This is a genomic window from Hominimerdicola alba, assembly GCF_900112155.1.
Lineage (GTDB): Bacteria > Bacillota > Clostridia > Oscillospirales > Ruminococcaceae > Hominimerdicola > Hominimerdicola alba_D.
Genome location: NZ_FOKQ01000031.1, coordinates 1 through 13246, shown reverse-complemented (window position 1 = coordinate 13246; position 13246 = coordinate 1). Strand labels below are relative to the sequence as shown.

General features: G+C 41.0%; 12 protein-coding genes. 10 read left to right on the top strand and 2 right to left on the bottom strand.

What is annotated here, in order from left to right; translation table 11 throughout:
• The first annotated feature begins 64 nt into the window (after nt 1-64).
• Complete coding sequence (locus BM265_RS14795) at nt 65-1675, top strand: BspA family leucine-rich repeat surface protein (protein WP_074962749.1); 1611 nt, start codon at nt 65-67, stop codon at nt 1673-1675.
• Between the two features lie 126 nt (nt 1676-1801).
• On the opposite strand, the gene BM265_RS20405 is transcribed toward BM265_RS14795, so the two are convergent.
• Complete coding sequence (locus BM265_RS20405; protein WP_207646991.1) at nt 1802-1960, bottom strand: hypothetical protein; 159 nt, start codon at nt 1958-1960, stop codon at nt 1802-1804.
• A 168-nt stretch (nt 1961-2128) separates the two neighbouring features.
• On the opposite strand from BM265_RS20405, the gene BM265_RS14790 reads away from it, so the two are divergent.
• Both BM265_RS14790 and BM265_RS14780 read left to right on the top strand, forming a co-directional pair.
• Nucleotides 2129-2926, top strand: coding sequence for a peptidoglycan-binding protein (locus BM265_RS14790; RefSeq protein WP_074962748.1), 798 nt, complete (start codon nt 2129-2131; stop codon nt 2924-2926).
• 354 nt (nt 2927-3280) lie between these two features.
• Nucleotides 3281-3466 carry a hypothetical protein gene (locus BM265_RS14780; RefSeq protein WP_242940864.1) on the top strand — a complete coding sequence of 62 codons (186 nt, stop codon included), beginning with the start codon at nt 3281-3283 and terminating at the stop codon, nt 3464-3466.
• Nucleotides 3467-4270: 804 nt separating this feature from the next.
• Here BM265_RS14780 and BM265_RS14775 read toward each other — a convergent pair.
• Nucleotides 4271-5161 (bottom strand): M23 family metallopeptidase, encoded by an 891-nt coding sequence (locus BM265_RS14775; RefSeq protein WP_074962742.1) that lies wholly within the window; start codon nt 5159-5161, stop codon nt 4271-4273.
• A gap of 951 nt (nt 5162-6112) precedes the next feature.
• On the opposite strand from BM265_RS14775, the gene BM265_RS14765 reads away from it, so the two are divergent.
• From BM265_RS14765 to tnpA, 7 genes are all read left to right on the top strand, one after another.
• Entirely contained in the window at nt 6113-6865 is a 753-nt protein-coding gene (locus tag BM265_RS14765) for a DUF3658 domain-containing protein (RefSeq protein WP_074962739.1), read from the top strand.
• Between the two features lie 281 nt (nt 6866-7146).
• Nucleotides 7147-7668 carry a DUF3658 domain-containing protein gene (locus tag BM265_RS14755; protein WP_207646990.1) on the top strand — a complete coding sequence of 174 codons (522 nt, stop codon included), beginning with the start codon at nt 7147-7149 and terminating at the stop codon, nt 7666-7668.
• 5 nt (nt 7669-7673) lie between these two features.
• Nucleotides 7674-8411, top strand: coding sequence for an ATP-grasp domain-containing protein (locus BM265_RS14750; RefSeq protein WP_074962734.1), 738 nt, complete (start codon nt 7674-7676; stop codon nt 8409-8411).
• Between the two features lie 14 nt (nt 8412-8425).
• Entirely contained in the window at nt 8426-9082 is a 657-nt protein-coding gene (locus BM265_RS14745) for a PDDEXK family nuclease (protein WP_074962732.1), read from the top strand.
• Nucleotides 9083-9086: 4 nt separating this feature from the next.
• Nucleotides 9087-9806, top strand: a complete 720-nt coding sequence (locus BM265_RS14740) for an AAA family ATPase (protein ID WP_074962729.1) — start codon at nt 9087-9089, stop codon at nt 9804-9806.
• A 286-nt stretch (nt 9807-10092) separates the two neighbouring features.
• Complete coding sequence (locus BM265_RS14735; RefSeq protein WP_074962727.1) at nt 10093-12873, top strand: BspA family leucine-rich repeat surface protein; 2781 nt, start codon at nt 10093-10095, stop codon at nt 12871-12873.
• Between the two features lie 208 nt (nt 12874-13081).
• The coding region (gene tnpA, locus BM265_RS21110) for an IS66 family insertion sequence element accessory protein TnpA (protein ID WP_431767994.1) at nt 13082-13246 on the top strand (165 nt) is incomplete at its 3' end.

Genomic DNA, 13246 nt, shown 5'->3' with positions numbered 1-13246 from the left:
CATATTTTGGAAAATATTGATATATATTGCAATTTTCAACATGATGATTCAGGAGGTCGAATTTATGAAGATGAAAAAAATTATAGCAGTAGTGATGTCACTTTGCATGACAGCAGGTGTTGTCAGCTATGGTGCGCCTGTTATCACACAGACTATCACCGCACAGGCTACAACTTTTGATTCTGATTGCTTTTCTTTTGATAAGGCGACAGGTGCGCTTACCCTCAGGGGAAATGTTAACATTCATACTGTCAGAAACATGAATGGGAAAGAAAATGTTAAGTCGATCATAGCCGAAGAAGGAACAGTTCTTCCTGAAGACTGCACCGGGCTTTTTAGCGGTTATTCAAATTGTACTACTATAGACCTTTTAAATGCAGATACAAGCAATGTTACCCGAATGGGTTGTATGTTCGATCGATGCTACAGATTGACTACACTTGATCTTAGCAGCTTTGATACAAGCAAAGTTACAGATATGAGCGGTATGTTCTTCGAGTGTTCTAACCTGACTGATCTGGATCTGAGTAATTTTGACACGTGCAAGGTATCAGTGATAGGCATGATGTTCTATGGCTGTTCTGAATTGACTTCACTGGATGTAAGTGGATTTGACACAAGCAATGTGACATATATGGAAGGTATGTTCTATAAATGTTCTAACCTGACTGCGCTGGATGTAAGCGGATTTGATACAAGCAGAGTTACAGATATGTGGGGTATGTTCAAAGGTTGTTCCAAACTGACCACTCTGGATCTGAGCGGATTTGACACAAGCAAAGTTACGGATGTGGGTGATATGTTCAAAGATTGTTCCAAACTGACCACTCTGGATCTGAGCGGATTTGATACAAGCAAAGTAACAGATATGAGCGGTATGTTCGATGGTTGTTCTAAATTGAATTCACTCGATGTAAGTGGATTTGACACAAGCAATGTTATGGATATGAGTTGTATGTTCATTAAATGTACCGATCTGACTTCACTGGATGTAAGCGGATTTGATACGAGCGAAGCTATAAATATGAGTTGGATGTTCGGCGGTTGTTCCAGCCTGACTTCACTGGATGTAAGTGGATTTGATACGAGCAAAGTTACAGATATGAGTTGGATGTTCGGTGGTTGTTCAAACCTGACTGCTCTGGATCTGAGCGGTTTTGAAACGAGCAGTGTTACATATATGAGATGTATGTTCTGGTCTTCTGGTGAACTTAGTTCCCTTACCCTTGGCGAGAATTTCAAAAATATTGCCAAAGATGCAGAGCTTCTTAACGGCAAAGGCTGGGTGAATGAAAATGCGCCTTCGACCATTGTAAGCGGCAACGGTGATTTTGCAGTTATCGAAAACAATGGCAAGAACACATACAAGCGCTTACCTATCGAAGAAGAAACAAAGCCCGCCTATCCCACCAACATTAAGGTAACATACAGCGAGAAATATCATCAGGTGAGATTCACATGGGATAAGGTTGAAAACGCGGACAGGTACGGAATAGCTGTATACCTTGCAGGCAAGTGGAGAATACAAACACAGGATATAACCGATACAGTCTACACTTCTCCCAAAAATCTCACACCCGGCAAGACTTATAAAGTTGCCATCGCCGCAAGAGTGAACGACACTTGGTATACATCAAACGCAATAAAAAATGCTGTGACTGTTACAATAAAGTGACGGGATGATATTGATATGATAAATGCAAAACGGATAGTAGTCTAATTATTGGACGGCTATCCGTTTTTTATATTATATGTTGGGTGTTTATGCTTACGATGCATTTTTGCATTTTCAATAAGGCGATCAAGCTCTGTCGTATTCTGCTTCTGATAAAGTTCCTGCCTGCCAGATTTTTGGGCTGGCGTTTCTGTGGGAGAAATATTCGGGCGACTTTATCCAACGTCGGTTCATCTCGCGGGCAATGAAGCATAAACCATATCCATCAAGATACTTATATACCATTCACTCCGATTTTTCAACTGCTGACTCTCAAAAAACTGACTTTCTTGACTGTATGTGCTATACTTCAAGTACAGTCAAACAACGAAATGAAAAAAACAAAATAAAGGATTTTGTCAACGGCATTTCGGAAAAAACTAAAGTATTTTAAATTTGAAAGGAAGAAATACGATGAATACTACATTCAAGAAAACCGCGTCAGTTATACTGGCATTCACTCTTCTCACAGGAGGTTCTGCCCTCACAGGTACAACAGTACCTAATATTTTCAATTCAACAGCAATAACCGCATCAGCTGCAATTTCACTGTCCAGTACATCATATCAGCTTCACGCAACACCTTCAACTACACTGAAGAATGGAAGCAATGGTGATTCAGTAAAGTGGCTCCAGTGTGCTCTGAACAAGCTGGGTATGGCATCTCCTGCTTTGACTGTTGATGGTGCTTTCGGTGCTAAAACAACAGCAGCTGTTAAAAAATTCCAGAATAAGTATATGGGTGCAAGCGAAGTTGACGGCATATTCGGAACAAAGTCACTCACTGCAATGAAGAAAGCGCTGGGTATATCGACTGCTTATCCTTCCGGCATAAGTAAGACCGATTACATACGCATCTGCAACTGTGTTGCACATGAGGCAAAAAGCAACAACATCTCAATGTATGAGAAGGCACTTGTAGTTGAGGTCATAATGAACCGCAAGAGTTCAGGCAACTTCCCTAATACCGTATACGGAGTTATCACACAGCCTAATCAGTTCTCTGGTTCATCAAGCTATGCAGGTTTGACAAAGTTTTCAAACGAAGTTACCACAGGCGTTAGAGAAGCAGTAACATACTATTTCAATCACAAGAGCACCTTCAATGAGGGTTATCTGTACTTCCGTGGAAACGGTTCTTACAACTTCTTCAGCAAAACATACAGGGGCACATACAGACGTCCCGGCGGAAGCGGTTCTATCGTAGTATAATAATTATAGATATAACAATACGGGTACTTTCTCAAATGAAAATACCCGTATTTTTCATATATCCGAACTTTCCCCGCGCTCACCCGAAAACCATCTGTGCCACACAAATATAATGACTACAGATACATCACGATCTGTAGTCTTAATTCTTTTTTATGCTAGAGTTTTTGATACCCTTAACGTGACGTGTGTGGCAATAAGTACAGTATCAGTAACATCTACATCGAGCGGCAGGAGCGCATCATCATCAAGGTATACCCGACCGCCCGCATATACAAAGAAGCTTACACCCGGAACTAAGACCGCAGGGAACTTAAAAAGCTTCTGAAACAGGTGCATGGCGGTGGCATCATCGTGTTTGACAGCGTGAGCCGTATGAACCGTAATGCTGCCGAGGGTATAGAGCTATACATGACACTCTATGACAAGGGCACTGAGCTTGTGTTTTTGAAGGAACCCCACATCAACACAGCGAACTACAAGCAAGCTCTGAGCAAAAGCGTGGAGCTTGTAGTAATGAGATCGCTGACATCTATATAGAAGCGGCTAACAGAGTCCTGAGGCTGCTTGCCACAAGACAGATCGAGCTTGCATTCGGTCATGCACAAGAGGAAGTTTACGATCTTCGCCGGAGGACAGCAGAAGGTATTGAGACCGCCAGACGGAACGGCAAACAGATCGTACAGGGCAAAGGAGCAACACTCAAAGTCAAGAAGGCTGCTGCTAAAGGAAGCTGTAAGACTTACACAAGTACAAGGCGTAACTGCGCAGGAAGTTTGAAACAGAGGAACTGCAGATGATACTCGATGAAGTGTACGGAAAAGGGTAGCGAATAATCAGGGATAATTGAGCAATGCCCCGAAGTGTTTTAAAACACTTCGGGGCATTGCTATATCTGTATTTGTTTTGGGGACAGGTTTTATTGGCTTGCTGTTATCACCAATAAATCGCACCTGTGATAGTTTTTGAATGTGAAAATAGAGTTGTTTCCTGTTCTTTCATCACCGAACCAGTGACCGTTTGAATAGTTGCCGGTAGTGCAAACATCAAGGTAGGTCGCACCGCAGCGCTTGCAAGTAAACTCACTTGAGTGGAAATGTGCAGAAAGTGAAAATGTAGTTCTGCGAACAGGAAAAACGCTGTGTGTATCTTTTCTTTACCATGATAAGTTCCCGTGATCATCGCTTTGAAGTATGATATAACTTTATGCATTACGCAAGAACAGCCACAGGAATAAACCGATCCTGTGGCTGTTTTTTTGAATATCAGCAAATGTCAACCATTACTCATTCCTTGCACAGGACCAGCTTATCTGGCGGTTGCCATCATGCTTTGTAACTGAGATCAATAATTTGAATGTTTGTGTGCAGATAAAGCATATACATTATTCTTGTAAGTGTTGATCTCATTTACGTAATTCGCACAGTTTGTGCAGTTGTACAGACCTGAAGGAATAGTGGTGTAGTAGCCGGGATCAAGTCTTGTACCGGAGTAACTGCCTTCACGGATTGAGAAATCAAGGTGAGGACCTGAGCTATTGCCGGTGCTGCCGACTTTTCCGATCTCTGTTCCGGCTGAAACGGTTGCGCCGTTTGCAATAGTGATCTTGCTCAGGTGCATATAAACAGTCAGGTAGGTTTTACCTTCGATCTTATGAGTGATTACAACGTAATTACCTGCACCGCCGTTCCAGTCGCCGGGATAGGTTTGTACAGTTCCTGCAGCTGCTGCTCTAACAGATGTACCGGTAGGTGCTGCAATATCTATCGCACCATGATTTCTGCCGTCAACGAATGCTGAGGAAATTGCTGCAACACCGGGAACCGGCCAGCTGAACTGTCTCTTTGTGGGTGTAATTATTGGTGCAGAACGAAGTACTGACTTCATCTTTGAACGAGAAGCAGGACCAAAATAACCATCTACAGCTAAACCATACTTTCTCTGGAATGCTAAAACTGCTGTCTTTGTTGCATTACCAAAAGCACCATCAACATCTAATTTAGAAGTAGAAAGACGAGAACCGTTTCTATCGCCATTAACAATAAGGTTATTAATTGCACACTGAAGCCACTTTACATCATCGCCCCTGCTGCCATTTGAGAGAGTACGGCTTGGCTCTGAATGATTCCAATAGTCCGTGTTGTAGGATGCTGCAAATGCAGCCATAGGCAGCATCGAAATAACGACTACAATTGTCAAAAAGATACTTATAAATGGTTTTGAAAATCTCTTCATAATGAAATTTACTCCTTAGCTATAATTTTTAATTTCTGGTTATCCCGTTTACACACCAAATTAAATGGTGTAATATCGGAACATGAAATACTTGGATATTATCCTTTCCCAACGCCTGCGGCAGGGGAGAAAGGCAACATCAATATGATGCTCCATTGTTATATTGCACTTTTTGGTGGTGTGTTAAAGGGATAGCCATGTTTTTTATTAATAACTGATCAATTACTTTACATGTAACATTTCAAAACAAAATTCTGTTGCCGCAATGAACGAAAAAGCACAAGTTCTTTGTTTTTCCGTTGCAGCCATATAAATGATACAAAAACAGATCTATGATATAATGAATTGGATATAAATTTATAGTTTACTCCGGCTTTTTAAGATTTTTAAAAACCAGCCCAATTTTTCAAATCTCCTTTTCTTATTCATAGATTTTTTTGTACCTCTTGTTTCGATGGTCTAATTATAATTCAATATTCGTACAATTACTATTATTTTGGAGCAAACGGTATAAATTTCAGAGTGAACTGCATTAATTGGATAATATGGGTTAGATTTTTTGTATGTTCGGCGGATTGTAATAATCTGAAAACCCTTAAAATCGGTGAGAATTTCAAAATCATAAAAGAAGCTGCAGAGCTTCTTAACGGCAAAGGCTGGGTAAACGTAAAAGACACTTCAACCGTTATAAGCGGAAACGGTGATTTTGCAGTTATCGAAAACAATGGCAGGAACACATACAAGGTTATTGACCTCAATATAGGTTCATTCACGAAATTATATTTCTTCACTTCTCACCAAGATGTGATAGTAGCTGAATGCACAATTGTCAGAAGGTATTTTTGTATGATTTTTTTCTTGTAAAAAGGGAAAAGTCCGAAAATAGTTACCACAAACGGAGAAATTTGTGATATAATATGTAAATAAGAAGTTGAAAAAGGAGTGATCCGTGTGATCAATTTGTTTTCCGATGGTCATGTGCATGGCATAGCAATATTGAATAGTGATCTGTTCGCATCTGAAGATGAAAAATATATAACAGTTGATCTGAAGCTGCATGGTGGAGATATCCGCAAGCCTTTTTCTGCTACTGCGAGAAAGGATATAAATGGCTCGATATTTTCCTCTCTCGCAAACTCTGTGACCTATGATATGCGTAAACTCAAGACTGCATTAAAAATAGACAAGGACGTGTGTATTTGGTATTCTTCAAAAGATACGGACGAGTATCTTGCTATGCTGGCTTTTGTTGAATGGTTTGCGGATAAGGAAGTAATTGTCAGCCTTTGTGATCATTCGGTTTGCTGTGAGGATATACGCAAAAGCACTGATGAATTCAGCACAAAGCCAGAAAGACGGAAAATGACCGCTGATGAACACAGTGCATATCTTGCGGAATTTACGCGTTTGAAAGAAGAAAACACATATCTGCGAATGATGATAAACGGGCGGATATGCAGTCTTCCCGAAGATCATTTTGACAACAGGATATTTGAAGTTATCGGAGACAGAACAATTACGGCGGAAGAGATATATCAGGAGCTTTTTGATGAGATGTCGCGAATGCTCGCATTTCTGTTTTACAGGCTGCGTAAGCTTATCAGTCTGGGAAAGCTTGAAGTTGTTGATGACGGAAGAACATTTGAGGAAATGGAAAACAATTTTGCGGGGGCTTTTCTCAGGGTCAAAAAGGACTACAAATGAGACGCTATGTGATACGATAGGAAATATAGATCGTATTTGAAAAGGGGTGTCGGTATGATAAATCTGTTTTCAGATGAGTTTATTGCAGGCATAGCATGTTCAAAGGAAAGAAAACTGTGTTTGGATAGAAGAACAATATTAAGTGTACATCTTCAGCTTTATGCAGGTGATATAAGAACACCCTTTTCTGTCAGTTCAAGGCGTGAGATATATGGTGCGTATTTTGAAGAGCTTGTTGATAGTGTGGCGGAAAGTATCCGCAGACTGAAAAAGACAACAGCGTGTGTATCTGGTATTCCGAAAAGGAAGCAGAGGAGTATCTTGCTATGCTGGCTTTTGTCGAGTGGCTGACTGATAAAGGGGTTGTTATCTACCTTTGTGATTACACAGAGGCTTGCCCTGATATGTATACAAATTGCGATTGTGAATTTCTGTTTCGTCCCGAAATGCATTTGCTGACTAATGAAGAAAGAAGCAAATATCTCGCTGAACTTGAACGTCTGAAAAAGGAGAATACCAAACTCAGAATGTATTCAAATGGCAGGATCGTGAGTCTGCCTGAGGACAGCTACGATGAACGGATACTCGAAGTTATCGGGGAAAGAGAAATGAAGACGATAATGGTCTATCCCGAACTTTGGGACGAAATGCCGCTTATGCTGACATTTATTCTGTATAGGATACGCTGCATGATAGCATCGGGAGTGCTTGAAGTTGTCAAGGACGGAAAGATCGAAAGCGGTATGTATGGCACAGGCGATGATTTCGGAAAAACGATAGTCAGGAAAAAGCTAAAGGAGTAAAAACCATGAAAGTATACATTCAATTAAAACCAAACGGTATCCCTCACAACCATAATTTCTACAGTGCCTACGAAGGCTTTTTTCAGATGGGCTTTGAGGTCGTGCCTTTTTCAAAACAGTCAGAAATCAAAAACAGCAATAAAGAAGATATTATCGTGGGGTATGTAAACAATGTCCGTGACCGCCTGTACGATTTCGGTATTATAACCCCCGAGATAGATTACCCCGAGTCTATAAAGAAATATCTTGGTCGGAAGATATGGACTTCGACGATAAACACCATCAACACTCACCCCGAGCTTTGGCCTGTTTTCGTGAAGCCTGTTGAGGACAAAAAGTTCACGGGAGTGGTGGTCAGAAGTCCGAAAGACCTTATCGGGTGCGGCACATGGGGCACAGATGTCCCAGTGACCTGCAGTGAGATACTTGATATCCGCGCGGAATGGCGCGTGTTCGTCAGGTACGGAAATATCCTGGATGTGCGCAAATACAAGGGTGACTGGCGTCTGCATTACGACCCCGCGGTGATAGAAAATGCCATAAAAGAATTCACCGATGCCCCTGCGGGATATGCGATCGACTTCGGTGTGACAGCGGACGGAAAGACTGTTCTCATCGAAGTGAATGACGGCTATTCGCTGGGCAGCTACGGTTTGATGGAGAACTATTATGCCAAACTCCTATCCGCCCGCTGGGCTGAACTTACGGGTACGGAGGATGAGTGTGCGTTTGATTTGAGGTGAAAGGAGATGTTGATATGTCTGAAATAACATTGACTCAGCTAAAATCTGCCCTTGAAAAAGTTCCCGGAACATATCCCGATTTTGTTGAGAGCGAACTTCACATTGCGAAAAAAGCACCCAGAAATCTTATCATGCTATGGGAATATATTTTGAATAATCCCAAAGCAAACAGTTCTGATATTATACTATTTACGACAAGAAATATCAAGTGTATCCAGCCGATTAATATTGATTTTGTAGAACGTTATGATGATTTATACTATCTTACGGTTTATGATGACAAAAACAGAACAATAAAACTCGGTTTGTTTTTACCGGAAAGATACAATGAAAAGGATAATAAGGAATCCGACCATTGGTGGCTTGTTCATCTTTATATAAACACGTCTATTGTAAAATATGATATGGCTATGGAATCAATGCTACAATGCGAACTTATTGATCTTGCAGAACGAATAGAAAAAAGCAAATTTATAAGTGGCGAGGAAAGAGTATCTTTTATGGAGCAAGAGTATGAATTTATTCTGTCTTCACAGCACGGGTATCTCGTTATAAACGATACAAGCTGTGACAGTATCAACTTATGGTTGAGCAGACAGGAACTGGATAGTATCTCGTGCTATATCAGAGATAGAATAGCAAAATCAGAGGAGGAAAATAAAAGGAGCTGATACCATGCTCGACAACTTCGACATTTACATACGCTCTCTCAGCATCGACTGGGGTTCGATCTATGAAAACAGCTACCTGCGGAAGATTTCCTCAATCGCTGCGCTTACCGAACTCGAATTCCACAATGCCGTGACATTTTTTGTGGGTGAAAACGGCAGCGGTAAGTCAACTTTGCTGGAAGCTATCGCTGTGGGTTACGGGTTCAATCCCGAGGGCGGTACCAAGAATTACAACTTTTCGACTTTTGATTCGCACTCCGAACTTTGCGATGCGTTGACGCTGTCAAAGGGATATAAGAAAGCGAACTGGGGATATTTTCTGCGGGCGGAGAGCTTCTACAATGTTGCTACTGCGGAGGAGGAGTATGGCAGGCTGAGCAAATATCCTCAGCATTTCCACGAACATTCTCACGGTGAGAGTTTTTTGCAGTTGGCGCAGACGAACTTCAAACCGAATGGGCTGTACATCCTGGATGAGCCCGAAGCTGCCCTATCTCCTCAGAGACAGCTGACGCTTATGCTGGAGATAGCCCGCTGTGTGAAAGAGGGCTCGCAGTTTATCATAGCGACCCACTCGCCGATACTGCTGGGTTTTCCCGATGCGGAGATACTGAATTTTGACGATGAACTGCGTCCGTGCAGATATGAGGACACCGAGAGCTATATCATAACCAAGATGTTCGTGAATGACAGGGAACGGGTGTTGAGGCGGCTGATGGAATGAAAGAAATCACAGGGATAACAAATTATAGTGTAGATTAGAACAGTAATAAATAAAAATAGGTATGCATCTTAGATGTGGATCCGGCATGAAAAATCTGACCGATGTTACCGGAATGAATCCTTTGACCAAAATATACATTAATATGATCTTCTAATATGAATATGCAACGAATGATTAAGAAAATGTATCGAAATTATTGACAATGATATTGATGTGTGCTATCATATCTTGGGAAATATTGATATATATTGCCATATTTAACACGAGAATTCAGGAGGTCATTAAAATGCAGATGAAAAAAGTTTTAGCAGTATTGATGTCGCTTTGTATGACAGCAGGTGTTATCAGCTATGGTGCGCCTATCATCACACAAAGTATAACCGCTGAGGCGGCTGATGCTGAAGGAAGCTGTTATACTTTCGATGCTGAGACAGGTTTGCTCACGCTCAGGGGCACAGTAGATGACGAGGTTATAAGAGCTTTCACATATAAGCATAATGTAAAAACTGTCGTAGCTGAAAAAGGAACGATCTTACCCGAAAACTGCGGAGGTCTGTTTACTTATTACCTATATTGTACTTCTATCGACCTTTCAAAGGCAGATACAAGAAATGTTACAAATATGAATTGTATGTTCAATGGATGTGAGCGTCTGACTTCAATTGACCTTAGCAGATTTGATACTAGCAAGGTTACAGATATGCAGGCTATGTTTGCTGATTGTTCGGCTTTGACATCTCTTGATGTAAGCGGCTTTGATACAAGCAACGTAACAGATATGAGCAGTATGTTCTATGATTGCAGAATGCTTACCTCACTTGATGTCAGCGGCTTCAATACAAACAAAGTTACAAACATGAACAAGATGTTCTATGCTTGTTCGGGTCTGACTGCACTTGATGTAAGCAATTTTGATACCAGCAAGGTTACAGATATGAGCAGTATGTTCAATGGCTGCAGAAGTCTGTCAGAACTGGATATAAGCGGATTTGCTACGGGCAACGTTACAACTTTTAATAATACTTTCGCAGGTTGTTCGGGTATTAAAACACTTGACCTAAGCAGATTTGATACGAGCAGTGTCATAAATATGAGCAATATGTTTGCGGGCTGTAGGGGGCTGACTTCGCTTGATCTTAGCGGATTCAATACAAGTAATGTAACAGATATGAGCTATATGTTCCGTTACTGTTCAGGTCTGACTTCACTTGATGTGAGCAGCTTGGATACAAGCAGTGTAACAACTATGAGTAATATGTTCGATGGATGTACAGGTCTGACAACACTTGATGTAAGCGATTGGGATACCAGCAAGGTCACAACTATGTACTGTATGTTTGAGATGTGTTCCGGTCTTACTTCAATCAATGTTAGCGGCTTGGACACAAGCAATGTTACAAATATGAATATGATGTTCCAGAACTGTTCAAGTTTGACATCGCTTGATGTAACCGGACTTGATACAAGCAGTGCTAAAGCCACGGGTTATATGTTCGCGGGATGTTCCGGCCTTACTTCACTTGATTTAAGTGCTTTTGATACACGTAATGTTACGTATATGTCTAAAATGTTTAGCGGCTGCTCAGGGTTGACTGCACTTGATGTAAGCGTTCTTGATACACGCAATGTCACGGATATGTCTTATATGTTTAGCGGGTGCACTGGGTTGACCGAACTTGATCTCAGCGGATTAAATACACGCTATGTTACAAATATGGCTTTTATGTTTTCTGGTTGTACAGGTCTGACCACAATTGATCTCAGCGGATTTAATACAAGAAATGTTACGACTTTTTCAGGAATTTTTGAAAACTGTTCTGGTCTAACTTCGCTTGATGTGACCGGATTTAACACGAGCAAGGCGACACAAATGAGCTATATGTTCCTGGGCTGCAGTAAGCTTACTTCGATTGATGTGACCGGTTTTGATACAACCAATGTTATGTATTTCACCTCGATGTTCAACGGCTGTTCAAGTCTGACTTCACTTGATGTAAGCAAATTTAAAACATCATATGCTACTTATATGAATGCTATGTTTATGAATTGTTCAAGCTTGACAACACTTGATGTAAGTTCATTCAATACACTCTATGTAAGAGAAATGGGTCAAATGTTCTCCGGTTGTTCCAAGCTGACCACTCTTGATCTTAGTAAATTTAAAACAAGCAATACTAGTTTTATGTATGGTATGTTTAAAGATTGTTCAGGGCTGACCAAACTTGATCTTAGCAAATTTGATACAAGCAATGTTGGATATATGTACGAAATGTTCTCGGGCTGTTCTGGCTTGACCGAACTTGATCTTAGCAATTTTGATACAAGCAAAGTACAATTTATGTACAATATGTTCTCCGGCTGTTCCAACCTGACTACTCTCGATCTGAGTAATTTTGACACAAGCAGTACCTATACTGATTTGGGTATGTGGGGTATGTTCAGTGGTTGTTCCAAACTGACTACACTTGATTTAAGTAGCTTTAATACTAGTAACATCACATATTTGAAAGATATGTTCTCCGGTTGTTCCAGCCTTATAACACTTGATCTCAGCAGCTTTGATACAAGCAAAGTGAAAGATTTTACCGATGCATTCAAAGACTGCAACAAGCTGAACACTCTCAAGATTGGTGAGAAGTTTAGCAATATAACAGAGGAAATGAGTCTCCCAAACGGCAGTGGCTGGGTTAATGCTAATGCTCCAAAAAATGTTGTAAGCGGTAATGGAAAATATGCAGTCATCGGCAATAACGGAACTAACACCTACAAGCGTTTAACCACCAATGCGCTCACTTACCCCACAAACATCAGGGTCGAATACAGCAAAGAATATCACCAGGTTAGATTTACATGGGATAAAGTCGAGGGCGCTGACAAATATGGCATAGCAGTATATCTGGCAGGAAAGTGGAGAGTACAGGCACAGGATATCACCGGTACTACATACACTTCTCCCAAGAATCTTACTCCCGGCAGGTCATACAGGGTCGCTATCGCAGCAAGAGTAAACGGCAAGTGGGACACTGCAAATGCTATCAAACATTCAGGTGTTGTTACTATAAAGTGATAGGCTTAAATTGATTTGATACAAGCAAAACGGATAGGCGTAACTTATAATACGGCTATCCGTAAGCGTATAACCCTCCGCACCTACCCCACCGGAGTCTAATGAAGTATAATAAACTCCAAGGAACACCATGAAGTAAATTGGAAAATCCAAATTGGTCCATGGAGTTAATTGGAGTATATTAGACAGATAGGAGTTGGTGAAATATATGCAGTCAAATACGACAAGCATCACAACAATAAAGCAGGAAGTACGTCTGCAAGAATGGACTGCACAGATCGAAGCGCAACAGGCAAGCGGTCTGACGATCCGGGAATGGTGCAAAGAAAACGGGATCAAGCCTAACACGTATTACAACCGCTTAAGAAAAGTT